This window comes from Pseudomonas sp. 09C 129, from assembly GCF_002843625.1.
Taxonomy (GTDB): Bacteria; Pseudomonadota; Gammaproteobacteria; order Pseudomonadales; family Pseudomonadaceae; genus Aquipseudomonas; species Aquipseudomonas chlororaphis.
Window position 1 is genome coordinate 3497754 of sequence record NZ_CP025261.1, and the last position, 23921, is coordinate 3521674.

Genomic DNA, 23921 nt, shown 5'->3' on the forward strand with positions numbered 1-23921 from the left:
CTCATTTCCTCGGGTCGAAGGCATCGCGAGCGGACTCGCCGATAAATACCAGCAGGCTCAACATGATCGCCAGCACGGCAAAGGCGCTGATGCCCAGCCACGGCGCCTGCAGGTTGGATTTGCCCTGGGCCACCAGTTCGCCCAGGGACGGCGCGCCGGGGGGCAGGCCGAAACCGAGGAAGTCGAGGGCGGTCAGGGTGCCGATGGCGCCGGTGAGGATGAACGGCATGAAGGTCATGGTCGAGACCATGGCGTTGGGCAGGATATGGCGGAACATGATCGCGCCGTTCTGCATGCCCAGGGCGCGGGCGGCGCGCACGTATTCCAGGTTGCGCCCGCGCAGGAACTCGGCGCGCACCACGTCCACCAGGCTCATCCAGGAGAACAGCAGCATGATCCCCAGCAGCCACCAGAAGTTCGGCTGCACGAAGCTGGCGAGGATGATCAGCAGGTAGAGCACCGGCAGCCCGGACCAGATCTCCAGGAAGCGCTGCCCGGCCAGGTCGACCCAGCCGCCATAGAAGCCCTGCAGCGCCCCGGCGATGACGCCGATGATCGAACTGAGCACGGTCAGGGTCAGGGCGAACAGCACCGAGACCCGGAAGCCGTAGATCACTCGCGCCAGCACATCGCGGCCCTGGTCGTCGGTGCCCAGCAGGTTGTCCGCCGAGGGCGGCGCGGGGGCCGGGACTTTCAGGTCGTAGTTGATGCTCTGGTAGCTGAACGGGATCGGCGCCCACAGCACCCAGGCGTCCTTGGCCGCCAGCAGTTCGCGGATATATGGGCTCTTGTAGTTGGCCTCCAGCGGGAACTCGCCGCCGAAGGTGGTTTCCGGGTAGCGCTTGAGCGCCGGGAAGTACCAGCCGTCGTCATAGTGCACCACCAGCGGCTTGTCGTTGGCGATCAGCTCGGCGCCCAGGCTCAGGCCGAACAGCACCAGGAACAGCCACAGCGACCACCAGCCGCGCTTGTTGGCCTTGAACAGTTCGAAGCGCCGGCGATTGAGGGGGGACAGGTTCATCTCAATGCTCCCGGCTTTCGAAGTCGATGCGTGGGTCGACCAGGGTGTAGGTCAGGTCGCCGATCAGTTTCACCACCAGCCCCAGCAGGGTGAAGATGAACAGGGTGCCGAACACCACCGGGTAATCGCGGTTGATCGCCGCCTCGAAGCTCATCAGGCCCAGGCCGTCGAGGGAGAAGATCACCTCCACCAGCAAGGAGCCGGTAAAGAAGATGCCGATGAAGGCCGAGGGGAAACCGGCGATCACCAACAGCATGGCGTTGCGGAACACATGGCCGTACAGCACGCGGCGTCTGGTCAGGCCCTTGGCCCGGGCGGTGACCACGTACTGCTTGTTGATCTCGTCGAGGAAGCTGTTCTTGGTCAGCAGGGTCATGGTGGCGAAGTTGCCGATCACCAGGGCGGTCACTGGCAGCGCCAGGTGCCAGAAGTAGTCGAGGATCTTGCCGCCCCAGCTCAGCTGGTCGAAGTTGTTCGAGGTCAGGCCGCGCAGCGGGAACCAGTCGAAATAACTGCCGCCGGCGAACATCACGATCAGCAGGATGGCGAACAGGAACGCCGGGATCGCGTAGCCGACGATGATCGCCGAGCTGGTCCAGACGTCGAAGTGGCTGCCGTGGCGGGTGGCCTTGGCGATCCCCAGGGGGATCGACACCAGGTACATGATCAGGGTGCTCCACAGCCCCAGGGAGATCGACACCGGGAGCTTTTCGCGGATCAGGTCGACCACCTTGGCGTCGCGAAAGAAGCTGTCGCCGAAATCCAGGGTCGCGTAGTTTTTGATCATGATCCACAGGCGTTCCGGCGCCGACTTGTCGAAGCCGTACATCTTCTCGATTTCCTTGACCAGGGCCGGGTCCAGGCCCTGGGCCCCGCGGTAGCTGGACCCGGCCACCGAGACTTCGGCGCCGCCGCCGGCGATCCGGCTGGTGGCGCCTTCGAAACCCTCGAGCTTGGCGATCATCTGTTCCACCGGGCCGCCGGGCGCGGCCTGGATGATCACGAAGTTGATCAGCAGGATGCCGAACAGGGTAGGGATGATCAGCAGCAGGCGTCGCAGAATGTAGGCCAGCATCTTATTGCTCCACGCCGTCGGGGGCGGCCTGCGAGTGGGTGTCCGGGGTCACGGCCGGCTTGGCGTCGGGCTTGATCCACCAGGTCTGGATGCCGACGTCGTACTTGGGCGAGACGCTCGGGTGGCCTATGTGATCCCAATAGGCCACGCGCCAGGTCTTGATGTGCCAGTTGGGAATCACGTAGTAGCCCCATTGCAGTACCCGGTCGAGGGCGCGGGCATGGGCCACCAGGCTCTTGCGCGAGTCGGCGTTGATCAGGTCTTCCACCAGGGCATCGATGGTCGGGTCCTTGAGGCCGATGAAGTTGCGGCTGCCGGGGTTGTCGGCGCTGGAGGACTTCCAGTATTCGCGCTGCTCGTTGCCCGGCGAACTCGATTGCGGGAAGCCACCGACCACCATGTCGAAGTCCCGCGAGCGCAGGCGGTTGATGTACTGGGAAACGTCGACCCGGCGGATCACCAGGTCGATCCCCAGGTCCGCGAGGTTGCGCTTGAACGGCAGCAGCACGCGCTCGAACTCGGTCTGGGCCAGGAGGAACTCGATCACCACCGGCTTGCCCTGGGCGTCGACCATCTTGTCGTCGACGATGCGCCAGCCGGCTTCCTGCAGCAGCTGGTAGGCATGGCGCTGCTGGGCGCGGATCATGCCGCTGCCATCGCACACCGAGGGCTGGAAGGCTTCAGTGAAGACCTGGTCGGGGATCTTGCCGCGCAGCGGTTCGAGAATCTGCAGTTCGTCGGCGTCGGGCAAGCCGGTGGCGGCCATTTCCGAATTCTCGAAGTAGCTGCGGGTGCGGGTGTAGGCACCGTTGAACAGTTGCTTGTTGGTCCATTCGAAGTCCAGCAGCAGGCTCAGGGCCTTGCGCACCCGCACATCCTGGAACAGCGGGCGGCGGATGTTGTAGACGAAGCCCTGCATGCCGGTGGGGTTGCCGTTGGGGATCTGTTCCTTGATCAGCCGGCCTTCGGCTACGGCCGGGATGTTGTAGGCGTTGGCCCAGTTTTTCGCGCTGGTCTCCAGCCAGTAGTCGAACTGGCCGGCCTTGAGGGCTTCCAGGGCCACGGTGTTGTCGCGGTAATAGTCGGTGGCCATGACGTCGAAGTTGAACTGGCCGCGGTTGATCGGCAGGTCCTTGCCCCAGTAATCCTTGACCCGCTCATAGCGCACCGAGCGTCCGGCCTTGACCTCGGCCACCTTGTACGGGCCGCTGCCGAGGGGGATTTCCAGGTTGCCCTTGGAAAAGTCGCGGTGTTCCCACCAGTGCTTGGGCAGTATCGACAGCTGCCCGAGAATCAGCGGCAGCTCGCGATTGTTGGTGTGCTTGAACTTGAACAGCACCTTGAGCGGGTCTTCGGCGATCACGTCCTCGACGTCGGCGTAGTAGCCGCGGTACATCGGCGCGCCGGCCTGCATCAGGGTCTGGAAGCTGAACACCACGTCTTCGGCTCGGATCGGATGGCCGTCGTGGAAGCGCGCCTCGGGGCGCAGGTAGAAACGCACCCAGCTGTTGTCCGGGGCTTTCTCGATCTGTCCGGCAATCAGGCCGTACTCGGTGAAGGGTTCGTCCAGGCTCTGGCGCATCAGGGTGTCGTAGATCAGGCCGATATTGTCCGCCGGCACGCCTTTGTTGATGAACGGGTTGAGGCTGTCGAAGCCGCCGAAGCCGGACTCGCGGAAGGTGCCGCCCTTGGGCGCGTCCGGGTTGACGTAGGCGAAGTGCTTGAAGTTCGCCGGGTACTTCGGCGGTTCGTTGTACAGGGTCAGGGCGTGTTGCGGGGCGGCCTGGGCGAGGCAGGCGATCCCCGCCAGCAGCACGCCGCCGGCCCACGGGAGCAGGGCACGCAGGGGCATCATTGGGCTTTCTCCAGAGACTTCAGCCACCAGGCGCTCAGGCCCAGTTGGTAGGGCGGCGTGGTGACGAAGGCGAACCGGTTGCGGTACGCCAGGCGATGATAGTTGAGGTACCAGTTGGGGATGATGTAGTGCTGCCACAGCAGCACCCGATCCAGGGCCCGACCGGCGGCCAGTTGCTCGTCGCGGCTCTGCGCGGCGAGCAGGCGTTCCAGCAGGTGATCGACGATGGGATTGTCGATGCCCGCATAGTTCTTGCTGCCCTTGACCCCGACCTGGCTGGAGTGGAAGTACTGCCATTGCTCCAGGCCCGGGCTCAGGGTCTGGTTCAGGGTCATGAGGATCATGTCGAAATCGAACTGGTCCAGGCGCTGCTTGTACTGCGCCCGGTCCACGGTGCGCAGGCGCGCGTCGATGCCGATGCTGGCCAGGTTCTCGACGTAGGGCTGGAGGATCCGTTCCAGGTTCGGGTTGACCAGCAGCAGCTCGAAGCGCAGCGGCTGCCCGTTGCTGTCGAGCAGGCGCTGGCCGTTGAGCTTCCAGCCAGCTTCGGCGAGCAGGCCCAGGGCCCTGCGCAGGGTCGCCCGCGGGATGCCGCGGCCGTCGGTCTGCGGCAGGCTGAAGGGCTGGGTGAACAGGCTGGCGGGCAACTGCTCGCGGTAGGGCGAGAGCAGCAGCCATTCATGGCCGACCGGCAGGCCCGTGGCGGAGAACTCGCTGTTGGGGTAGTAGCTGGTCGCGCGCTTGTAGGCGCCGCTGAACAGGGTGCGGTTGGTCCACTCGAAATCGAACATCAGGCCCAGGGCTTCGCGCACCTTGCGCTCGGCGAAGATCGCCCGGCGGCTGTTCATGAACAGGCCCTGGGTCTGGGTCGGGATCTGGTGCGCCACCTGGGCCTTGATGATGTCGCCGCGATTGACCGCGGGAAAGTTGTAGCCGTTGGCCCAGTTCTTCGCCTGGTGTTCGATGTAGATGTCGAACTCGCCGGCCTTGAAGGCTTCGAAGGCGACGTCGCTGTCGCGGTAGAACTCCACCGCGACCTTGTTGAAATTGTTGAAGCCGCGATTGACCGGCAGGTCCTTGCCCCAGTAGTCCTTGACCCGCTCGAACAGCAGCGAGCGCCCCGGTTGCACCCGGGTGATGCGGTAGGGGCCGCTGCCCAGAGGCGGCTCGAAGGTGGTGGCCTTGAAGTCGCGATCTTTCCAATAGTGCTGCGGCAGCACCGGCAGTTCGCCCAGGCGCAGGATCAGCAGCGGGTTGCCGGAGCGCTTGAAGACAAAGCGAATGCGTTGCGGGCCGAGGATGTCCACCCGCTGCACTTCCTGCAGGTTGGTGCGGTATTGCGGGTGGCCTTCCTTGAGCAACAGCCGATAGGAAAACGCCACATCGTAGGCGGTGATCGGCTGGCCATCGTGGAAGCGCGCCTCGGGGCGCAGGTTGAACACCACCCAGCTGCGGTCTTCGCTGTATTCGACGGAGCGGGCGATCAGGCCGTAGCTGGAAGTCGGCTCGTCGCCGGACGGCGCGTACTGGCCGGTGCCGACCATCAGCGGCTCGTTCAGCTCGTTGACCCCGTATTGCAGGAAGTTGGGCGTGGAAACCGGGCTGCTGCCCTTGAAGGTGTAGGGGTTGAGGGTGTCGAAGGTGCCAAACGCCATGACCCGCAAGGTCCCGCCTTTGGGCGCGGCGGGATTGACCCAGTCGAAATGGGTGAACTTGGCGGGGTACTTGAGCGTGCCGAACTGCGCGTAACCATGACTTTCAGTGATCGTTGCGCTTGCGGGAAAGCTCAAGGCCAGACTGATTAGGGACAGGAGGAGGGGACGCATCAAGTCAGAGATCCGATCCAGGCGGCTTGGGCTTTGTGCTCCGTACAGTAACAGCTTGTATCGACAGGAAAAAGGCCGCCCCGGGCTGGTCACGACATTTGCTTGTCGCCGCTGGATACAGCGCAATCCGTAGCCGCTGCCGAAGGCTGCGATCGACCGGTACGGTCGCGGCGATCGTCCTGTCGCAGGAGGGCCTGCGGCCCTATCGCAGCCTGCGGCAGCGGCTACACCGGAAGAGTCGTCGGATACATCGCGATTTCAAGGCAGCCTTGTAGCCGCTGCCGAAGGCTGCGAACGACCGGTACGGTCGCGGCGATCTTGCTGGCGCAGGAGGGCCTGCGCCAGGAGCTGCAGATCAGTGAGGCAGGTAGACGGTCAGCATCTGGCCTGGCTTGAGGGCCTGGCCGGCGCGGGGATTCCAGCGCTTGAGGTGCTGCATCTCGACGTTGAAGCGCTTGGCCACCATGTACAGCGAATCGCCTTGCTTGACCTTGTACTGGGTCGACTTCTTGTCGGCGCGGGCGACCAGGGTCTTCTTGCCGGAAGTCTTGGCGCTGGTCTTGCTGCTGCCCTTGGCTTTGCGGGTGTCCTGCATGACCAGGGTCTGGCCGACCTTGAGCTGCTTGCCGCTGAGTTTGTTCCAGCGTTGCAGGTCCTTGACGTCGACCTTGTTGGCCTTGGCGATCTGCGACAGGTTATCGCCACGCTTGACCCGATAGTTGCGCTTGGCCTGGGCCATTTCGCGACTGTCGGCACCCTCGAACACCGGCTTGAACGAACGCTGGCTGATCAGCTCTTCGGGTTTCATGGTCGACAGGCTGGCGCTCAGCAGTTGCGCCTTGGACGTCGGCACCAGCAGATGCTGGGGACCGTCGATGGTGGTGCGCTGCTTGAAGGCCGGGTTGAGCTGGAACAGCTCGTCTTCGTCGATATTGGCCACCGCGGCGACCTTGGACAGGTCCATGCGCTGGTTGATCTCGACGACCTGGAAGTAGGGTTCGTTGGCGATCGGGTTCAGGTTCACGCCATAGGCTTCCGGCGCCAGCACCACCTGGGACAGGGCCAGCAGCTTGGGCACGTAGGCCTGGGTTTCCGACGGCAGCGGCAGGTTCCAGTAGTCGGTGGGCAGGCCGAGCTTCTCGTTGCGCTCGATGGCGCGGCTGACCGTGCCTTCGCCAGCGTTGTAGGCCGCCAGGGCCAGCAGCCAGTCGCCGTTGAACATGTCGTGCAGGCGGGTCAGGTAATCCATGGCCGCGGTGGTCGAGGCGGTGATATCGCGACGGCCATCGTAGAAGCGGGTCTGGCGCAGGTTGAAGGAACGACCCGTGGACGGGATGAACTGCCAGAGGCCCACCGCGTCGGCCCGGGAATAGGCCATCGGGTTGTAGGCGCTCTCGATCACCGGCAGCAGGGCCAGCTCCAGCGGCATGTTGCGTTCTTCAAGGCGTTCGACGATGTAGTGGATATAGAGGCTGCCGCGTTCGCTGGCATTCTCGAGAAACGAGGGGTTGCTGGCGAACCACAGGCGCTGCTGTTCGATGCGCGGGTTGACGCCGATGCCTTCCTGCAACTGGAAACCTTCGCGCATGCGCGCCCAGACGTCCTGGGGCAATTGCGGGCTGGGTTTTTCATTCAGCCAGATGGGTTTCTGCTTGATGCGGGCGTTGAAATTCTGGGTGTGCGAAGCGTCGGTTTGCGGGACGTGGCTCGTGCTTTGGCAGCCCGCCAGGGTGGCGGACACAGCCACCGCGATGGCTTGAGCCAACCGCGTCAATGCGTCTGAATTGATGGATTTACGAATAGATGACGACATTGGCTGGAAGTAAGTTCCGGGCAAAAATGTCGGGCGATTCTAGAAAGCGCACCCGGTGCGGTCAACCATTCAGAATTTTCGTACCAACCCGCAACCTGCTTAGAACTTATCTTTCCAAGCCCGCAAGGCAGCAAAAACCGCACTCTGGGCCCGGTTATCGAGGCCATTCCGTTCGTCCGCTTTTTGTTTAACGGATGTTTCACCGGTACGCAGGAAAGGATTGGTGAGCTTTTCCAGGGCCAGGGTGGAGGGCAGGGTCATGCGGCCGTTTTCCCGCAGTTCGCTGACTTTGCGCAGGCGCTCGGCGATGTCCGGGTTATCCGGTTCCACCGCCTGGGCAAAACGCAGGTTGCTCAAGGTGTATTCGTGAGTGCAGTACACCAGGGTGTCCGCGGGCAACGCGGCCAGGCGGCTCAGCGAATGGTGCATCTGCTCCGGCGTGCCCTCGAACAGGCGCCCGCAACCGGCGGCGAACAGGGTGTCGCCGCAAAACAGCAGGCCGTGATGGTAGTAGGCAATATGCCCCAGGGTGTGCCCGGGCACCGCGTAGACGTCGAAGTCCCAGCCAAGGATGCGGGCCCGATCGTTGTCGTTCAGGGCCACGTCGCGCCCCGGGATGTTTTCGTTGGCCGGGCCCCAGACCTTGGCGCCGCTGGTTTTTTTCAGCTGTTCGACACCGCCGACATGGTCGTGGTGGTGATGGGTCACCAGGATATCGCTCAGCACCCAGCCCGGATGCTCGGCGAGCCAGGCCTGCACCGGTGCGGCGTCACCCGGGTCGACCACTGCGCAACGCTGATGGCTGTGGTCCTGTAACAACCAGATGTAGTTATCGGTGAACGCGGGCAGGGCACTGATCTGTATCATCGTTGGAGTCGCCAAGCGGAAAACATTGGCGCATCTTAGAACTTCTTGGCGGGTTGGAGAATGCAATGACCGATAAAGCGTTCGCTCAGGCCGATCCTGACTGGCTGGCCCTGATCAGTGCCGCCCGTGAGTGGCTGTCCGGGCCACTGGGGCAATTTCTGCTGGATGAAGAACGGCGCATGCTCGACGACGAGCTGGGGCGCTTCTTCGGCGGCTACCTGGTGCATTACGGCCCGTCGGCGCAAACCCCGCCGGCGGCGCCCCAGGTGCAGCGCAATGTCCGCCTGGGCGCGCCGCTGCCCGGTGTCGAGATCGTCTGCGAGGAGCAGGCCTGGCCGCTCAGCGAGCATGCTGCCGATGTGGTGGTGCTGCAGCACGGCCTGGATTTCTGCCTGTCGCCCCACGGCCTGCTGCGCGAAGCCGCCAGCGCCGTGCGACCGGGCGGGCATCTGTTGATCGTCGGTATCAATCCCTGGAGCAGCTGGGGCCTGCGGCATGCGTTCGCCCATGACGCCTTGCGCAAGGCGCGCTGCATTTCCCCGTCGCGGGTCGCCGACTGGTTGAACCTGCTGGGCTTCGCGCTGGAGAAACGCCGCTTCGGGTGCTATCGTCCGCCGCTTGCCTCGGCGGCCTGGCAGGCTCGGTTGGCCGGCTGGGAGCGCAAGGCCGGGGACTGGCAACTGTCCGGCGGCGGCTTCTACCTGCTGGTGGCGCGCAAGATAGTGGTCGGCCTGCGCCCGGTGCGCCAGGTACGCCGCGAGCCGATGGGCAAGCTGGTGCCGCTGCCGATGGCCAAGGTCAACCGCCGGCACAGCGAACCCCCTCTTTAATTCAGCCGGGCCGAACCTGCCCGGCTTGGGCGTTGTCGATCGACGATCGGCAAGCCACAGGTATTTTCGATTGGAAGTCTGGCATGAGCGATAGCGTAGAAATCTTCACCGACGGCGCCTGCAAGGGCAATCCTGGCCCGGGAGGCTGGGGCGCACTGCTGGTGTTCAAGGGCGTGGAGAAGGAACTCTGGGGTGGCGAGGCCAACACCACCAACAACCGCATGGAGCTGATGGCGGCGATCCGCGGTCTGGAAGAGCTCAAGCGCGAGTGCCAGGTGGTGCTGGTCACCGACTCGCAGTACGTGATGAAAGGCATCAACGAGTGGATGGCCAACTGGAAAAAGCGCGGCTGGAAAACCGCGGCCAAGGAACCGGTGAAAAACGCCGACCTGTGGCAGCAGCTCGATGAGCAGGTCAACCGCCATCAGGTCACCTGGAAATGGGTGCGCGGCCATACCGGCCACCACGGCAACGAACGGGCCGACCAACTGGCCAACCGCGGCGTCGACGAGGTGCGCGGTTACAAGCAGGCCTGATGCGTTGAGCTTGTAGTCAGTTGCAGCGCAGCGGCCGTTCGAGCCGCTGCTTCACTTCCCGCATCGCGCGGGGCGAATCCACCAGCACCGCGTCCATCTTCAGGCAGGCGGCCGCCTGGTAATCCTCGGCCGTATTGACCCCGATCGCCAGCATCCGCACCTTGCCCCGGGACTGGAAGCAATCCACTGCCGCGGGCGTCCACAGCCGGGCATCGACCTTGGAACGGGCCTCGCCCAGGGTGAAGGCCTCGACCAGTTGTACCGGGCGTCGGTACTCGAAAGCCACCCAACTGGCGGGCGCCGGCGGCGCCGTGCAGCTGTGGGCCAGGGCGACGCTGGCCAGTCGATCCCGGGTGTCGTCCCGGGACTCGAACAGCCGCGCCTGCGGATAGTGTGCGAACGCCTGCTGGTAGCTGGCATCGGTGGAGTAGATCAGCACCCGGTTCCAGGCATGCAGCTGTTCCAGCAACTGGGCGACCGCCTTGGCCTGGGGCGCAGCGGGCAGGGCCTTCATATCGAGAATGACCGGCACCGAGCCGGGGATCGCCGCCAGCGCCTGCTGCAATGAGGGGATGGTCGCCGCCTGGGAGCGATAGGGAAAGGTCACCTGGCCATCGGCCGCGGTCTGCTTGAAGTTCCAGCCGGCATTCAGTGTTTGCAACTGCGCCAGGGTTTTCTCGCTGACCGCGCCGGACGCCGGGGTATTGGCACTCAGGTCCGCCGGTCGATACAGCACCGGCACGCCGTCGCGGCTCAGTTGCACCGTCAGCCAGAGCATGTCGACGCCGTTGCGCAGGGCGTTGTCGATGGCCAGCAGGGTGTTCTCGGGAAAGTCCGCGGCGCCGGCGCGATGGGCGACGATCAACGGTCGTGGCCCGGCGTCGCTGTCGGTTGCCGGAAGGGAAGAACAGCCACTGATGAAGGCCGCGGCCAGCAGTGGGAGCATCTGTCGAGTCTCGAGCATGGGAGGGCGGTTTCCTGGAAATGAGCGCAAGGCCGGGGGCCAGCCCCCGCCCGCCTGAGTGGGCCGTACGGTAGCGCAATGACCTCGCTCAGTTAAAGAAACGCGTAATGCGCGGGGTGAATTAGTGATCCTGTTCCGGGACGGTCAAAGGGTAAGGATGGCGCTGGCCAGTTGCAGGTCGGAGTATCGTGGGTTGCCGAGTGTCTGGCGAATGTGCCGCATGGCCGCTTCCAGCTGGGCGCCGCGGATCTCGCCGGCGCTGGCGACAAAGGCCGCGGCATCGGTCCTGGCGGCGAGCACGAGTTTGTCGTCCTTGAAGGAACTGGTGGCTTTCGAACTGCCTTCGGTTGTGCTCAAGGCCAGGCTCATGGTGATGTCGGTGCTGATCACCAGGCTGGTGGCCTGGCCGATGTCGGCGAACAGGCAGGCGCAGAGCAGCAAGGTCAGGCGGGTTTTGCAGGGGGTCATAACAGGGCGAGGTCCGTTGAAAATATCGTCGGGCACCCTAACAAGCCGCCACGCGGCGAACTGCATGAGCTTTGCGAATGATTGTTAAAAACTGCGCACGCCGGGGCCAGGCGAATCCGCCATGCGTGCCATGCCGCGAGAGCGTGCTAAAATCCTGCGCCTTGAAAGACTTCCACCGTTGAGAACTGACCCCTGATGGCCAACAGATCTGTTGTACTCGATACCGAAACCACCGGCATGCCGGTGACCGACGGCCACCGGATCATTGAAATCGGTTGCGTCGAGTTGATGGGACGGCGCCTGACCGGTCGGCATTTCCACGTCTACCTGCAACCGGATCGCGAGAGCGACGAGGGCGCGATCGGCGTCCACGGCATCACCAACGAGTTCCTGGTGGGCAAGCCGCGCTTCGCCGAAGTCGCCGACGAGTTCTTCGAGTTCATCCAGGGCGCGCAGCTGATCATCCACAACGCGGCGTTCGACGTTGGCTTCATCAACAACGAATTCGCCCTGATGGGCCAGCACGACCGCGCCGACATCACCCAGCACTGCACCATCCTCGACACCCTGTTGATGGCCCGGGAGCGCCACCCCGGCCAGCGCAACAGCCTCGATGCCTTGTGCAAGCGCTATGACGTCGACAACTCCGGCCGTGAACTGCACGGCGCCTTGCTCGACTCGGAGATTCTCGCCGACGTCTACCTGACCATGACCGGCGGCCAGACCAGCCTGTCCCTGGCCGGCAACGCCTCGGACGGCAACGGCAGCGAAGGTTCGGGCAACAGTGCCAGCGAAATCCGGCGTCTGTCGGCGGATCGCCAGCGCGGGCGGATCATTCGCGCCAGCGAAGCCGAACTGGCCGAGCACCAGGTGCGTCTCGAGATCATCGCCAAATCCGCCGGTGCCCCGGCGCTCTGGACCCAGCTGGCCGAAGCCAAGGCCCAGCAGCAGTAGTTGTTCGTGGGCGACCTTTTGTTACAGGAGGTCGTTGACGGGGTTCCGCGCCGGCCCCCGAGCTTCTACCCTGAGGTGATTGGCGGACCCTTGTCCGCCGCCTCAGGATGCCTGGTGCCATGTACAAAGACCTGAAATTCCCCGTTCTTATCGTGCATCGCGACATCAAGGCCGACACCGTCGCCGGCGACCGGGTGCGGGGGATCGCCAGGGAACTGGAGCAGGAAGGCTTCAGCATCTTTTCCGCGGTGGACTACGCCGAAGGGCGGCTGGTGGCCTCGACCCACCACGGTCTGGCCTGCATGCTGATCGCCGCCGAAGGCGCCGGGGAAAACACCCACTTGCTGCAGAACATGGTGGAGCTGATCCGCCTGGCCCGGGTGCGCGCGCCGAACCTGCCGATCTTCGCCCTGGGCGAACAGGTGACCCTGGAAAACGCCCCGGCCGACGCCATGAGCGAGCTCAATCAGCTGCGCGGCATTCTTTACCTGTTCGAAGACACCGTACCGTTCCTGGCGCGCCAGGTGGCGCGGGCGGCGCGCAATTACCTCGATGGCCTGTTGCCGCCATTTTTCAAGGCGCTGGTGCAACATACGGCGGACTCCAACTATTCCTGGCACACCCCGGGGCACGGCGGTGGCGTGGCCTATCGCAAAAGCCCGGTGGGCCAGGCGTTCCACCAGTTCTTCGGCGAAAACACCCTGCGTTCGGACCTGTCGGTGTCGGTCCCGGAGCTGGGTTCGCTGCTCGATCACACCGGGCCCCTGGCGGAAGCCGAGGCGCGGGCGGCGCGCAATTTCGGCGCCGACCACACCTTCTTCGTGATCAACGGCACCTCGACCGCCAACAAGATCGTCTGGCACTCCATGGTCGGTCGCGATGACCTGGTGCTGGTGGATCGCAACTGCCACAAGTCGGTGCTGCACTCGATCATCATGACCGGCGCCATCCCGCTGTTCCTCTGCCCGGAGCGCAACGAACTGGGGATCATCGGCCCGATCCCCCTGAGCGAATTCAGCCGCGAGTCGATCCAGGCCAAGATCGACGCCAACCCGCTGACCCAGGGGCGGCCGCCCAAGGTCAAGCTGGCGGTGGTCACCAACTCGACCTACGACGGCCTTTGCTACAACGCCGAGCTGATCAAGCAGAGCCTGGGCAACAGCGTCGAGGTGCTGCACTTCGACGAGGCCTGGTACGCCTATGCGGCCTTCCATGAATTCTTCGAGGGGCGTTACGGCATGGGCACCTCGCGCAGCGCCGACAGCCCGCTGGTGTTCACCACCCATTCCACCCACAAGCTGCTGGCGGCCTTCAGCCAGGCCTCGATGATCCATGTGCAGGACGGCGGCGCCCGGCAGCTGGACCGCGACCGCTTCAACGAAGCCTTCATGATGCACATCTCCACCTCGCCGCAATACAGCATCATCGCCTCGCTGGACGTGGCCTCGGCGATGATGGAGGGGCCGGCGGGGCGCTCGCTGTTGCAGGAAATGTTCGACGAGGCCCTGAGCTTCCGCCGGGCCCTGGCCAACCTGCGCCAGCACATCGCCGCGGACGACTGGTGGTTTTCCATCTGGCAGCCAGAGCGGGTGGAAGGCATCGACCGGGTCAGCACCGCGGACTGGCTGCTGGAACCGGAAGGCGAGTGGCACGGGTTCGCCGGGGTCACCGACGACTATGTGCTGCTGGACCCGATCAAGGTCACTCTGGTGATGCCCGGGCTCACCGCCGGCGGTGCCCTGAGCGAGCGCGGGATCCCGGCGGCGGTGGTCAGCAAGTTTCTCTGGGAACGCGGCCTGGTGGTGGAAAAGACCGGCCTGTATTCGTTCCTGGTGCTGTTTTCCATGGGCATCACCAAAGGCAAGTGGAGCACCCTGCTGACCGAGTTGCTGGAGTTCAAGCGCAACTACGACGCCAACGTCAGCCTCGCCGCCTGCCTGCCGAGCATCGCCCAGCAGGACATGGCGCGCTACCAGGGCATGGGCTTGCGCGATCTGTGCGATCAGTTGCATGCCTGCTACCGCAGCAATGCCACGGCCAAGCACCTCAAGCGCATGTACACCGTGCTGCCGGAGGTGGCGATGAAGCCCGCCGACGCCTACGATCAGTTGGTGAGGGGCGAGGTCGAGGCCGTGTCCATCGATGCCCTCGCCGGGCGAGTGGCGGCGGTGATGCTGGTGCCGTACCCGCCGGGTATTCCCCTGATCATGCCGGGTGAGCGCTTCACCGAGTCGACCCGCTCGATCATCGATTACCTGGCTTTCGCCCGTACGTTCGATAGCAGCTTTCCCGGCTTTGTCGCGGATGTGCATGGATTGCAGCATGAAGACGAAGGCAATGGGCGGCAGTACACCGTCGATTGCATCAAGGTTTGAGGACGTTTCCCGCTATGCAGCCAATGATCAATCCCAAGTACCCCGGCCTGTCGGTGCGCGTTGCCGACGACGGTTTCGCCGCGTATGTCTGGGGCAGCGACTTCAGCTTCGAAGTCAGCGCCTATGCCCAGGCACAGAGCGAGCAGGTGGTGGCCAAGTGGCCGTTGCACCCCATTACCCCGTACCGCAAGTGCTACGGCATCGACCCCGAAGAGTTCAGCAGCTATCGCGATGCCGCGGACAGCGCGGTGTTCATGGCCTACCTGGACGACGAGCCGGTCGGCCATGTGGTGGTCAGTACCAACTGGAACGGCTACGCCCATATCGACGAGTTGGCGGTGCATGCGCCGGCGCGACGCCACGGGGTGGCCAAGGCCTTGCTGGACGTGGCGCAGTTCTGGAGCCGCAAGAAAAAACTGCCGGGCATCATGCTCGAGACCCAGAACAACAACCTGGGGGCCTGCCGCTTGTACGAGCGCTGCGGTTATGTGGTCGGCGGCATCGATCACCTGCGTTACCGCGGGATCGATCCGACCACGGCCGAGGTGGCGATTTTCTGGTATCGGCTGTTCAACGACGAGCTGGCGCGGCAAGCCGGGGCCTAGCCGGCCAGCATCCCTTCAGCCTTTTCCGTGAGAGTTTCCAGCAGCGCCTCCAGAGTTGGCGAGGATGGACTGCCGCCGCGGGTCAGGGCATAGAGGGTGACCGGGATCGGTGGCGACAGCGGGCAGACGTCCAGCCCGCCCTCACGCGCCCCGAGGGCGGTGAAGGGGTCGACAATCGCCAGGCCTTCGCCGGCCTCGACCATGCTGCGCATCATCTGGTGGGTTTGCACTCGGGTGTGGATGGTCGGGCTCGGGCGCAGGTTCTGCAGCTTGCTGTCCAGGGCCACGCTCAGCGGGTCCTGGCCTTCCAGGCCGACCATGGCCTGGCCCGCCAGGTCCTGCAGGGAAATGTACTTCTGCTTCGGTTGCAGCCAGCCGTGGGGCGCCAGCAATTGCAGCTTGCCCTGGGCCAGGGCCACGCACTGGATATCGGGGTGATCGGGGTTGTGCAGGCTCAGGCCCAGGTCGCCTTCGCGCAGCAACAGGCTCTTGACCATGTCGCGGGTGGCCTGGCTGGCGAGGTGGCACGGGGTGTCGGGAAAGCGCCGGCGCAGGGCGGCGATGCTCTGCGGCAACAGTTGCTGGGCCAGGGGCGGGGTGCCGATGATGCGCAAGGGCGGCGCCTGGTATTGCTTCAGGCTGTCGGCCAGGCGTTGCACGGGTTCGAAGGCGTCATACAGGGTGGCGATCGCCGGTTGTAGCTCGCGGGCCTCGCGGGTGGCTTGCAGGCGTCCGCGAACACTGGCGAAGAGCATGAAGCCCGATTGGCTTTCGGCGTCGCGCAGGATCGTTTCCACCTCGGCCACCGGCAATTGCAGCAGCTCGGCGGCCGTGCCCAGGTGTCCGGTTTGCAGGAGCGCCTGAATCACTTCGATATGACGTAAACGCATGCTTGAAGTCCATGTCCAGCCGGTGGGGATTCACACTGAATCCTAACCCATGTCCGCGCCTATGACTTCTGCTCATAACGGTACGTTACGAAGGAAGGAGGGTCTCGGGTTCGCGAATGAGGGTGATGCCCGATTGCACGAGGAGGAACTGGTTGTCGTCCATTTTGTTGACGCGATCGCCAATGGCCAGGCGATAGGTGGTGACAGGCTCCGAGCCGGCGATGCCCTCTGGCGAGGGGGTGGATTCCTGGAACTCATGCACCGAATAGACACGGCCTTCCGCGTCCCTTGCATGAAATTGTCCGACGAGTACTGCTGCCATCTTTAGAGCCTCTGGAGATAAAACACTCAATTTGCGGTCCTGTAGACCGTGCCTGGGCGAACTAAGTTTAGCGGCGGAAAAAAAATAGTCCGCGGCCCTGATTGCAGTTGGCGTACAGCAGCGTGAAGCCTGGAAAAGCTCACGGAACTTCCTTTGACGGGTGGCTGTGGGCGGGGTGGATCATCTATAACTACCAGCCTCCTCAACCAGAAGTCGGGAATTCGCTATGAGCAACGTCTACACGATTGCAGTGCTGGTGGGCAGCCTGAGAAAGGCCTCGATCAACCGGAAAGTGGCGCTGGCCCTGGCGGAACTGGCGCCGGCCAACCTGCGGCTGAAGATTGTCGAGATCGGCGATCTGCCGCTTTACAACGAAGACATCGATGTGGATCCACCGGCAGCCTACAGGACTTTCCGTGAACAGGTGAGTGCAGCCGACGCCGTGCTGTTCGTCACTCCGGAATACAACCGCTCGGTTCCCGCACCGATGAAAAACGCCATTGACGTGGGGTCGCGCCCCTACGGCAAGAGCGCCTGGAGCGGCAAGCCGGGGGCAGTGATCAGCGCATCCCCGGGCGCCATCGGCGGTTTTGGCGCCAACCATCATCTGCGCCAGTCCCTGGTGTTCCTCAATGTGCCATGCATGCAGCAGCCGGAAGCCTACCTGAGCGGCGCCGGTTCGGCCTTCGACGAGGCGGGCAAGCTGTCCGAGTCGGTCAAGCCGTTCCTGCAGAACTTCATCAATGCCTACGCCCAGTGGGTCGAGCAGCACAAAAAGCTCTGATCCTGCTACCGCGGGAGTCGGCCGACCGCCTCCCGTGGGTGATGGATATTCCGCTTGCCATGGTAAAAGCGCTTTACCGCATATCTGAATATTCATATATTCGCCGCTCCCAATGCCTGGAGTGGCCCTGGTGTCCGACTCTCTCAACCCCGCCGAGCTGTTCAAGGCGCTTGCCGACGAAACCCGCAGCCGCATCGCCTTGCTCGTGACCCGCGAAGGCGAGTTGTGTGTCTGCGAGCTGACCGCCGCCCTGGGCCAGAGCCAGCCGAAGATCTCCCGGCACCTGGCGCTGTTGCGCAGCTGCGGCCTGCTGGCCGACCGCCGCCAGGGGCAATGGATCTACTACCGGCTGCACCCGCAGTTGGCCCCCTGGGTGACCACCCTGCTGCACGACACGCTGCAGGCCAACAGCCCCTGGCTGCAGGCTGACCTGCAACGCCTGCAAACCATGGCCGATCGCCCCGTGCGCTGCTGCTGAATTCTCATCACCTTCACTTTTCCTGCTCAAGGCTGCCCGGCATGCTGACTGCTTCATTGATTTTCCTGCTGACCATTACCCTGGTGATCTGGCAGCCCAAGGGCCTCGGCGTGGGCTGGAGCGCGGTGTTCGGCGCGGTGCTGGCGTTGCTGTTCGGGGTGGTGCAGCTGACGGATATCCCGGTGGTCTGGCAGATCATCTGGAACGCCACCGGCACCTTCGTCGCCTTGATCATCATCAGCCTGCTGCTCGACGAGGCCGGGTTTTTCGCCTGGGCCGCCTTGCATGTCGCGCGCTGGGGGCAGGGCAGCGGACGCAGGCTGTTTGCTTTCATGGTGTTGCTGGGGGCGCTGGTGTCGGCGCTGTTCGCCAACGACGGGGCGGCGCTGATTCTCACGCCGATCGTGATTTCCATGCTGCTGGCGTTGCGCTTCTCCCGGGCCGCGACCCTGGCGTTCGTCATGGGCGCCGGGTTTATCGCCGATACCGCGAGCCTGCCGCTGGTGGTGTCGAACCTGGTGAACATCGTTTCCGCGGACTTCTTCAACATCGGCTTCAACCAGTACGCCGCGGTGATGCTGCCGGTGAACCTGGTCAGCGTGGCGGCGACCCTGGCGGTGTTGCTGTGGTTCTTCCGCCGCGATATTCCACAGGCCTACGACCCCGAAGAGCTGGCACAGCCGGCCAGCGCGATCCACGACAAGGCCACCTTTATCGCCGGCTGGTGGGTGCTGATCATCCTGCTGCTGGGGTGTTTTGCCCTGGAACCGCTGGGTATTCCCATCAGCGCGATTTCGGCGGTGTGCGCGGCCCTGCTGCTGGGCATCGCGGCCAGGGGCCACAAGATTTCCACCCGCAAAGTACTCAAGGAAGCGCCGTGGCAGATCGTGATTTTCTCCCTCGGCATGTACCTGGTGGTGTATGGCCTGCGTAATGCCGGGCTGACCACGCACCTGGCCGGCTGGCTCGACCGCTTCGCCGACTACGGCATCTGGGGCGCGGCCATGGGCACCGGGCTGCTGACCGCGGTCTTGTCATCGATCATGAACAACCTGCCGACGGTGTTGATCGGCGCGCTGTCCATCGACGCCAGCCAGGCCAGCGGCCTGGTCAAGGACGCGATGATCTACGCCAACGTGATCGGCAGCGACCTGGGGCCGAAGATCACCCCGATCGGCAGCCTGGCCACCTTGCTCTGGCTGCATGTGCTGGAGCGCAAGAACATTCATATCGGCTGGGGCCGCTACTTCAAGGTCGGCATCGTGCTGACCCTGCCGGTGTTGCTGGTGACCCTGGCGGCGCTGGCCGTGCGCTTGTCGGTGATGTGAGGGGACTGACGTTCTGAGGGCGGCTCAACCCGTCCCCGGCACATTCGGCCAGAGGTCCGCCACCAGGAACAGGCGTTCGGCTTCTTCCCAATCGCCGGCGCGGTTTTCCGTCAGGCGCACCAGCAATTGCGCCGGAGCGTGCGGGTCGAGTTCCTCCAGCCAGGCTTGCAGCCGTGGAGCGCTCCAGGTTTGTTCCGCCGGGTAGGACGCTGGCGCCAGCCAGGCCTGGCGCGGCAAGGGTTGCCAGCGCCCGGGCGGGCTTTGATCGATAAAGGCCGGCCAGTCGCGCTGATGCAGCCAACGCCCGCGCAGGTGCTGCGGGTGGGCGCCGCGGGGCGGTTGCGTGGTGCCGGGCCAGGGGTAGAGCAGGTAGCCGCCGAGCCACAGGTGGGCGCTGAAGTCCTGGATATCCATGGCCGCCAGCACCTCCAGGCTGTCGGCCCGGGCGGAGATCGGCAGCTGGTGTTCGTTCAGGTGCGCCAGCTTGCGGTCCAGGCGGTCGTGGCAGCCGGGGCCCAGCCATAACGCGGTGTCCGCGCCGTTGCCCGATTGCGGGCCGAGGTAGAGCTTGATCGCCAGTTCCAGGTGGTGGATGCCGTCGCGGTCGCGCAGCAGCATGTCCAGTTCGCCCAGGGTGTGGCCGGCGCGGCGGATCGGCAGGTTGGCCGCCAGCAGCTCGACACCGGGCGCGTGCTGTACGGCAAATTGCCACAGGCGTTCGTAGTAGAGCCCCAGGCGCTTGGTCGGCCCGAGGGCCAGCCAGCGGCGCAGGGCACGGCCGTCCTGGTCCAGCTGGCGCAGCCAGTGCGCCAGCAGCTGCGGCGCCTGCACCCAGTCGCTGCCGGCCAGTGGATGGCGCTGCGGCCAGGGGGTCTCGTCGAGCATCGGCGGCGCGAGGATGACCCAGGCCAGGTCGCGCACTTCGGGGTGGCGCAACTGGCGGGGGAGGTCGAGCAAGCCGGGAAACAGGATCATTCTGCGAGCATAGCGCCTAACGTCGAGGCTGAAAGGATTTTGTCTATGGCCGGCTTTCGCCCATAATCTCTGCTTTGCCCGTCCCAGAACCCCTGCAGGAGCCCCATGGAGCAATTTCGCAATATCGGCATTATCGGTCGCCTGGGCAGTTCGCAGGTGCTGGACACAGTTCGCCGACTGAAAAAGTTTCTGCTCGCCCGCCACCTGCATGTGATCCTCGAAGACACCATCGCCGAAGTCCTGCCCGGCCACGGCCTGCAGACCTCCTCGCGCAAGCTGCTGGGCGAAGTCTGCGACATGGTGATCGTGGTCGGCGGCGACGGCAGCCTGCTGGGCGCGGCCCGTGCCCTGGCGCGCCACAACATTCCGGTGCTGGGGATCAACCGCGGCAGCCTGGGCTTCCTCACCGACATTCGTCCGGACGAGCTGGAAGTCAAGGTCGCCGAGGTCCTCGATGGCCACTACCTGGTGGAAAACCGCTTCCTGCTGCAGGCCGAAGTACGGCGCCACGCCGAAGCCATCGGCCAGGGCGATGCGCTCAACGATGTGGTACTGCACCCGGGCAAGTCGACGCGGATGATCGAGTTCGAGATCTACATCGACGGTCAGTTCGTCTGCAGCCAGAAGGCCGACGGCCTGATCGTCGCCACGCCGACCGGCTCCACCGCCTACGCCTTGTCCGCCGGCGGGCCGATCATGCATCCCAAGCTCGACGCCATTGTGATTGTGCCGATGTACCCCCATACCTTGTCGGGAAGGCCGATCGTGGTCGATGGCAACAGCGAGCTGAAAATCGTCGTGTCCAAGGATATGCAGATCTACCCGCAGGTTTCCTGCGACGGGCAGAACCATTTCACCTGTGCCCCCGGTGACACCATCACCGTCAGCAAGAAGGCCCAGAAGCTGCGCCTGATCCACCCGCTGGACCACAACTATTACGAGGTCTGCCGGACCAAGCTCGGCTGGGGCAGTCGACTGGGTGGTGGAGGCGACTGATGCTCGATCCCGCGCGTAGCTACGACCTGATCGGTGACGTGCACGGTTGCGCCCTGACCCTTGAGCACTTGCTGGACAAGCTCGGTTATCGCAAGCGGGGCGGCGTCTGGCGGCACTCGTCGCGCATGGCGGTGTTCCTCGGCGACATCATCGACCGCGGCCCACGGATCCGCGAAGCCTTGCACATCGTCCACGACATGGTCGAGGCCGGCCAGGCGCTGTGCGTCATGGGTAACCATGAGTTCAACGCCCTGGGCTGGGTCACCCCGGCACCGCCCGGCGGCGGCAGGCACTTCGTGCGCGAACACACGCCGCGCCATGCCCGCCTGATCAACGAGACCCTGGCGCAATTCGAGCAGTACCCCAACGACTGGCACGATTTCCTCGCCTGGTTCTACAAGATGCCGCTGTTCGTCGACGCCGGGCGTTTTCGCGTGGTGCATGCCTGTTGGGACGCCGGCCTGATCGAGCCGCTGCGGGCGCAATACCCCGATGGCTGCATCGACGAGCACTTCCTCCAGGCCTCGGCGATCCCCGGCAGTTTCGCCAATAACGTGTTCGACCGCCTGCTGCGCGGCACCGACATGCGCCTGCCCCATGGCTTGACCATGACCAGCGGCGATGGCCTGACCCGTTCGTTCTTCCGCACCAAGTTCTGGGAAGACGACCCGCAGACCTACGGCGACATCGTGTTCCAGCCTGATGCGCTGCCCGAGCCGGTGGCCCGCACGCCGCTGTCCTCGGCGGAGAAAAACAACCTGCTGCGCTACGGCGTCGATGAGCCGCTGCTGTTCGTCGGCCATTACTGGCGCAGCGGCAAACCGGCGCCGATTCGCTCGAACCTGGCCTGCCTGGATTACAGCGCGGTGCTCTACGGCAAGCTGGTGGCTTATCGCCTGGACCAGGAAACCCGCCTGGACCCGGATAAATTCGTCTGGGTCTATGTCGAGCGGCCGGAGGAGTCCTTGCCATGAGTGCTGTTGCAGTATTGCGTCTGCCGTTGAATGTGGACCTGAGTGGCTTCGTCAAACTGTTGCAACGCATGCAGGTGCCGCACCGGGTCAGCGAGGAAGCGGGGGAGCAGGTGCTCTGGGTGCCGGACGCCATCAGCGAGGATGTGCGTTCGTTGTACGAGCGGTTTCCGGCGGGCGACCCCGAGCAGCAACTGGACATACCCGAGGCCGGCGCCGCCATGCGCCGTCCGGGGTTCGTCGAGCAATTGCGCCGTAGCCCGGCCACCGCGCTGATCCTGTTGCTGAGCCTGATTGTCGGAGCCCTGACCCTGCTCGGCGAAAACCTCGGCACCCTGCGCTGGCTGACCTTCCTGGAATTTCGCGTGGTCGGCGACTACATCCAGTTCACGCCCCTGGCCGACAGCCTGGCGGCGGGGCAGTGGTGGCGCCTGGTCACGCCGATGCTGATCCACTTCGGCTTCCTGCACATCGCCATGAACGGCATGTGGTACTGGGAGCTGGGGCGGCGCATCGAACAGCGCCAGGGCAGCATCAACCTGCTGGGCCTGACGCTGCTGTTCAGCCTGGTGTCGAACTACGCGCAATACCTGTTCAGCGGGCCGAGCCTGTTCGGCGGCTTGTCCGGCGTGCTGTACGGCCTGCTCGGGCATTGCTGGATCTATCAGTTGCTGTCGCCCAACCCGGCCTATCGCCTGCCTCGCGGAGTCCTGGCGATGATGCTGGTGTGGTTGCTGATCTGTCTGTCGGGGCTGATCTCGGTGATCGGCTTCGGTGAAATCGCCAACGCCGCCCACGTCGGTGGGTTGCTCGTCGGATGCCTCACAGGTTTGTTGGGCGGCTTGTACAGTCGCCGTAAACTGGCCCTCTAATGCTGGAGACCGCTTATGTCGTCGTTTGTTGAAATGATTGAAAACATCACCCCGGACATCTACCAGAGCCTGAAACTGGCGGTAGAGATCGGCAAATGGTCCGATGGCCGCAAGCTCACCGCCGAGCAGCGCGAGCTGTCCCTGCAGGCGATGATCGCCTGGGAAATGCAGAACCTGCCCGAAGAGCAGCGCACCGGCTACATGGGCCCGCAAGAATGTGCGTCGAAGTCGATCGAAGTGCCGAACATCCTGTTCAAGTCGGATGCCATCCATTGATCGAGATCGGCCGTGGCTCCATCAGTAAAATGTCGGCGCGCCTGGACGGGGCGGACGTGCAGTATGCCTTTCGCCTTGGCGACACCGAGGTGCCGGTCAATCCATTGATCGGCAGCACCGTGCGCCTGGAATACCTGGGGGCGATCCACTGCACCCATTGCGGGCGCAAGACCAAGACCAGCTTCAGCCAGGGTTACTGCTACCCGTGCATGACCAAGCTGGCCCAGTGCGATATCTGCATCATGAGCCCGGAACGCTGCCACTACGACGCCGGTACCTGCCGCGAGCCGTCCTGGGGCGAACGGTTCTGCATGACCGACCACGTGGTGTACCTGGCCAACTCGTCGGGGATCAAGGTCGGCATCACCCGCGCCACCCAGCTGCCGACCCGCTGGCTCGACCAGGGCGCCAGCCAGGCGCTGCCGATCATGCGCGTGGCGACCCGCCAGCAGTCCGGTTTCGTCGAGGACCTGTTCCGCACCCAGGTGGCCGACAAGACCAACTGGCGCGCCTTGCTCAAGGGCGACGCCGAGGCGGTGGACCTGGCGCAAGTGCGCGACCAGCTGTTCGCTTCCTGCGCCGAGGGCCTGCGCGCCTTGCAGGAACGCTTCGGCCTGCAGGCGATCCAACCGGTCAGCGATGTCGAGCCGATCGAGATCCGCTACCCGGTCAAGCAGTACCCGGCCAAGATCGTCAGCTTCAACCTGGACAAGAACCCGATTGCCGAAGGCACGCTGCTGGGGATCAAGGGCCAATACCTGATCTTCGATACTGGCGTGATCAATATTCGTAAATACACGGCCTACCAGCTCGCCGTGCATCAGTAGAAGGATTCGCCGC

General features: G+C 64.3%; 24 protein-coding genes. 13 read left to right on the top strand and 11 right to left on the bottom strand.

What is annotated here, in order from left to right; translation table 11 throughout:
- Window position 1 precedes the first annotated feature (1 nt).
- From CXQ81_RS15950 to gloB, 6 genes are all read right to left on the bottom strand, one after another.
- On the bottom strand, window positions 2-1021 hold the full coding sequence (locus CXQ81_RS15950; protein WP_101337778.1) for an ABC transporter permease: 1020 nt from the start codon (window positions 1019-1021) through the stop codon (window positions 2-4).
- 1 nt (window position 1022) lies between these two features.
- Window positions 1023-2096, bottom strand: a complete 1074-nt coding sequence (locus tag CXQ81_RS15955) for a microcin C ABC transporter permease YejB (protein WP_007920957.1) — start codon at window positions 2094-2096, stop codon at window positions 1023-1025.
- Window position 2097: 1 nt separating this feature from the next.
- On the bottom strand, window positions 2098-3951 hold the full coding sequence (locus CXQ81_RS15960) for an extracellular solute-binding protein (RefSeq protein WP_101337779.1): 1854 nt from the start codon (window positions 3949-3951) through the stop codon (window positions 2098-2100).
- On the bottom strand, window positions 3948-5777 hold the full coding sequence (locus CXQ81_RS15965) for an extracellular solute-binding protein (RefSeq protein WP_101337780.1): 1830 nt from the start codon (window positions 5775-5777) through the stop codon (window positions 3948-3950). The genes CXQ81_RS15960 and CXQ81_RS15965 overlap by 4 nt, the downstream gene beginning before the upstream one ends.
- Window positions 5778-6132: 355 nt before the next feature.
- Entirely contained in the window at window positions 6133-7590 is a 1458-nt protein-coding gene (locus tag CXQ81_RS15970) for a transglycosylase SLT domain-containing protein (RefSeq protein WP_101337781.1), read from the bottom strand.
- Between the two features lie 99 nt (window positions 7591-7689).
- The gene (gloB, locus tag CXQ81_RS15975) at window positions 7690-8457 is read right to left on the bottom strand and encodes a hydroxyacylglutathione hydrolase (protein WP_101337782.1); all 768 of its coding nucleotides are present in this window, start codon (window positions 8455-8457) and stop codon (window positions 7690-7692) included.
- Between the two features lie 65 nt (window positions 8458-8522).
- Here gloB and CXQ81_RS15980 point away from each other — a divergent pair, with 65 nt between their 5' ends.
- Entirely contained in the window at window positions 8523-9287 is a 765-nt protein-coding gene (locus tag CXQ81_RS15980; RefSeq protein ID WP_007920945.1) for a class I SAM-dependent methyltransferase, read from the top strand.
- 83 nt (window positions 9288-9370) lie between these two features.
- Window positions 9371-9823: a ribonuclease HI gene (gene rnhA / locus CXQ81_RS15985; protein ID WP_007920943.1), complete on the top strand. Its 453-nt coding sequence runs from the start codon at window positions 9371-9373 to the stop codon at window positions 9821-9823.
- Window positions 9824-9839: 16 nt separating this feature from the next.
- On the opposite strand, the gene CXQ81_RS15990 is transcribed toward rnhA, so the two are convergent.
- Together CXQ81_RS15990 and CXQ81_RS15995 are read right to left on the bottom strand one after the other, a co-directional pair.
- The gene (locus CXQ81_RS15990; protein ID WP_101337783.1) at window positions 9840-10787 is read right to left on the bottom strand and encodes a glycerophosphodiester phosphodiesterase family protein; all 948 of its coding nucleotides are present in this window, start codon (window positions 10785-10787) and stop codon (window positions 9840-9842) included.
- Between the two features lie 144 nt (window positions 10788-10931).
- Window positions 10932-11255, bottom strand: a complete 324-nt coding sequence (locus tag CXQ81_RS15995) for a DUF2388 domain-containing protein (protein ID WP_007920935.1) — start codon at window positions 11253-11255, stop codon at window positions 10932-10934.
- Between the two features lie 195 nt (window positions 11256-11450).
- Between CXQ81_RS15995 and dnaQ the strand changes: the two genes are divergently transcribed.
- From dnaQ to CXQ81_RS16010, 3 genes are all read left to right on the top strand, one after another.
- Window positions 11451-12209: a DNA polymerase III subunit epsilon gene (dnaQ, locus tag CXQ81_RS16000; RefSeq protein WP_101337784.1), complete on the top strand. Its 759-nt coding sequence runs from the start codon at window positions 11451-11453 to the stop codon at window positions 12207-12209.
- A gap of 119 nt (window positions 12210-12328) precedes the next feature.
- A complete protein-coding gene (locus CXQ81_RS16005; RefSeq protein WP_009043597.1) occupies window positions 12329-14584 on the top strand; it encodes an arginine/lysine/ornithine decarboxylase in 2256 nt (751 codons plus the stop codon).
- 14 nt (window positions 14585-14598) lie between these two features.
- Window positions 14599-15189, top strand: a complete 591-nt coding sequence (locus tag CXQ81_RS16010; RefSeq protein WP_007920929.1) for a GNAT family N-acetyltransferase — start codon at window positions 14599-14601, stop codon at window positions 15187-15189.
- Here CXQ81_RS16010 and CXQ81_RS16015 read toward each other — a convergent pair.
- Both CXQ81_RS16015 and CXQ81_RS16020 read right to left on the bottom strand, forming a co-directional pair.
- Window positions 15186-16079: a LysR substrate-binding domain-containing protein gene (locus CXQ81_RS16015; RefSeq protein WP_007920927.1), complete on the bottom strand. Its 894-nt coding sequence runs from the start codon at window positions 16077-16079 to the stop codon at window positions 15186-15188. The two genes, CXQ81_RS16010 and CXQ81_RS16015, sit on opposite strands and share 4 nt — an antisense overlap.
- Window positions 16080-16164: 85 nt before the next feature.
- The gene (locus tag CXQ81_RS16020; RefSeq protein ID WP_007920925.1) at window positions 16165-16401 is read right to left on the bottom strand and encodes a hypothetical protein; all 237 of its coding nucleotides are present in this window, start codon (window positions 16399-16401) and stop codon (window positions 16165-16167) included.
- A gap of 226 nt (window positions 16402-16627) precedes the next feature.
- On the opposite strand from CXQ81_RS16020, the gene CXQ81_RS16025 reads away from it, so the two are divergent.
- The 3 genes from CXQ81_RS16025 to CXQ81_RS16035 all read left to right on the top strand — a co-directional run bounded on the left by CXQ81_RS16025 (window position 16628) and on the right by CXQ81_RS16035 (window position 18991).
- Window positions 16628-17185 carry an NADPH-dependent FMN reductase gene (locus CXQ81_RS16025; protein WP_007920924.1) on the top strand — a complete coding sequence of 186 codons (558 nt, stop codon included), beginning with the start codon at window positions 16628-16630 and terminating at the stop codon, window positions 17183-17185.
- A 130-nt stretch (window positions 17186-17315) separates the two neighbouring features.
- A complete protein-coding gene (locus tag CXQ81_RS16030; protein ID WP_101337785.1) occupies window positions 17316-17663 on the top strand; it encodes a metalloregulator ArsR/SmtB family transcription factor in 348 nt (115 codons plus the stop codon).
- A 41-nt stretch (window positions 17664-17704) separates the two neighbouring features.
- On the top strand, window positions 17705-18991 hold the full coding sequence (locus CXQ81_RS16035; RefSeq protein ID WP_101337786.1) for an arsenic transporter: 1287 nt from the start codon (window positions 17705-17707) through the stop codon (window positions 18989-18991).
- Between the two features lie 24 nt (window positions 18992-19015).
- Here the strand turns inward: CXQ81_RS16035 and CXQ81_RS16040 are convergent, their stop codons facing one another.
- Window positions 19016-19966 (bottom strand): DUF1853 family protein, encoded by a 951-nt coding sequence (locus tag CXQ81_RS16040; protein ID WP_101337787.1) that lies wholly within the window; start codon window positions 19964-19966, stop codon window positions 19016-19018.
- 105 nt (window positions 19967-20071) lie between these two features.
- On the opposite strand from CXQ81_RS16040, the gene CXQ81_RS16045 reads away from it, so the two are divergent.
- Genes CXQ81_RS16045 through CXQ81_RS16065 form a run of 5 tightly spaced genes read left to right on the top strand, consistent with a single transcriptional unit; the run spans window position 20072 to window position 23908 of the window.
- The gene (locus CXQ81_RS16045; protein WP_007920913.1) at window positions 20072-20962 is read left to right on the top strand and encodes an NAD(+) kinase; all 891 of its coding nucleotides are present in this window, start codon (window positions 20072-20074) and stop codon (window positions 20960-20962) included.
- Entirely contained in the window at window positions 20962-21936 is a 975-nt protein-coding gene (locus CXQ81_RS16050; RefSeq protein WP_101337788.1) for a metallophosphoesterase, read from the top strand. Before CXQ81_RS16045 ends, CXQ81_RS16050 begins: the two co-directional genes overlap by 1 nt.
- Window positions 21933-22805 carry a rhomboid family intramembrane serine protease gene (locus CXQ81_RS16055; RefSeq protein ID WP_007920906.1) on the top strand — a complete coding sequence of 291 codons (873 nt, stop codon included), beginning with the start codon at window positions 21933-21935 and terminating at the stop codon, window positions 22803-22805. Before CXQ81_RS16050 ends, CXQ81_RS16055 begins: the two co-directional genes overlap by 4 nt.
- 15 nt (window positions 22806-22820) lie before the next feature.
- Window positions 22821-23081, top strand: coding sequence for a YeaC family protein (locus CXQ81_RS16060; RefSeq protein WP_007920905.1), 261 nt, complete (start codon window positions 22821-22823; stop codon window positions 23079-23081).
- A complete protein-coding gene (locus CXQ81_RS16065) occupies window positions 23078-23908 on the top strand; it encodes a DUF2797 domain-containing protein (protein ID WP_009043607.1) in 831 nt (276 codons plus the stop codon). The genes CXQ81_RS16060 and CXQ81_RS16065 overlap by 4 nt, the downstream gene beginning before the upstream one ends.
- Window positions 23909-23921 lie beyond the last annotated feature (13 nt).

Bases quoted from the DNA above. Each gene is read 5' to 3' on its own strand.
- CXQ81_RS16010 (WP_007920929.1), top strand. From the start codon at position 14,599: ATGCAGCCAATGATCAATCCCAAGTACCCCGGCCTGTCGGTGCGCGTT.
- CXQ81_RS16045 (WP_007920913.1), top strand. From the start codon at position 20,072: ATGGAGCAATTTCGCAATATCGGCATTATCGGTCGCCTGGGCAGTTCG.
- CXQ81_RS16035 (WP_101337786.1), top strand. From the start codon at position 17,705: ATGCTGACTGCTTCATTGATTTTCCTGCTGACCATTACCCTGGTGATC.
- CXQ81_RS16050 (WP_101337788.1), top strand. From the start codon at position 20,962: ATGCTCGATCCCGCGCGTAGCTACGACCTGATCGGTGACGTGCACGGT.
- CXQ81_RS16020 (WP_007920925.1), bottom strand. From the start codon at position 16,401: ATGGCAGCAGTACTCGTCGGACAATTTCATGCAAGGGACGCGGAAGGC.
- CXQ81_RS16060 (WP_007920905.1), top strand. From the start codon at position 22,821: ATGTCGTCGTTTGTTGAAATGATTGAAAACATCACCCCGGACATCTAC.
- gloB (WP_101337782.1), bottom strand. From the start codon at position 8,457: ATGATACAGATCAGTGCCCTGCCCGCGTTCACCGATAACTACATCTGG.
- CXQ81_RS15995 (WP_007920935.1), bottom strand. From the start codon at position 11,255: ATGACCCCCTGCAAAACCCGCCTGACCTTGCTGCTCTGCGCCTGCCTG.
- CXQ81_RS15965 (WP_101337780.1), bottom strand. From the start codon at position 5,777: ATGCGTCCCCTCCTCCTGTCCCTAATCAGTCTGGCCTTGAGCTTTCCC.
- CXQ81_RS16005 (WP_009043597.1), top strand. From the start codon at position 12,329: ATGTACAAAGACCTGAAATTCCCCGTTCTTATCGTGCATCGCGACATC.
- CXQ81_RS15970 (WP_101337781.1), bottom strand. From the start codon at position 7,590: ATGTCGTCATCTATTCGTAAATCCATCAATTCAGACGCATTGACGCGG.
- CXQ81_RS15980 (WP_007920945.1), top strand. From the start codon at position 8,523: ATGACCGATAAAGCGTTCGCTCAGGCCGATCCTGACTGGCTGGCCCTG.
- dnaQ (WP_101337784.1), top strand. From the start codon at position 11,451: ATGGCCAACAGATCTGTTGTACTCGATACCGAAACCACCGGCATGCCG.
- rnhA (WP_007920943.1), top strand. From the start codon at position 9,371: ATGAGCGATAGCGTAGAAATCTTCACCGACGGCGCCTGCAAGGGCAAT.
- CXQ81_RS16025 (WP_007920924.1), top strand. From the start codon at position 16,628: ATGAGCAACGTCTACACGATTGCAGTGCTGGTGGGCAGCCTGAGAAAG.
- CXQ81_RS16040 (WP_101337787.1), bottom strand. From the start codon at position 19,966: ATGATCCTGTTTCCCGGCTTGCTCGACCTCCCCCGCCAGTTGCGCCAC.
- CXQ81_RS15960 (WP_101337779.1), bottom strand. From the start codon at position 3,951: ATGATGCCCCTGCGTGCCCTGCTCCCGTGGGCCGGCGGCGTGCTGCTG.
- CXQ81_RS16055 (WP_007920906.1), top strand. From the start codon at position 21,933: ATGAGTGCTGTTGCAGTATTGCGTCTGCCGTTGAATGTGGACCTGAGT.
- CXQ81_RS15950 (WP_101337778.1), bottom strand. From the start codon at position 1,021: ATGAACCTGTCCCCCCTCAATCGCCGGCGCTTCGAACTGTTCAAGGCC.
- CXQ81_RS15955 (WP_007920957.1), bottom strand. From the start codon at position 2,096: ATGCTGGCCTACATTCTGCGACGCCTGCTGCTGATCATCCCTACCCTG.
- CXQ81_RS16015 (WP_007920927.1), bottom strand. From the start codon at position 16,079: ATGCGTTTACGTCATATCGAAGTGATTCAGGCGCTCCTGCAAACCGGA.
- CXQ81_RS15990 (WP_101337783.1), bottom strand. From the start codon at position 10,787: ATGCTCGAGACTCGACAGATGCTCCCACTGCTGGCCGCGGCCTTCATC.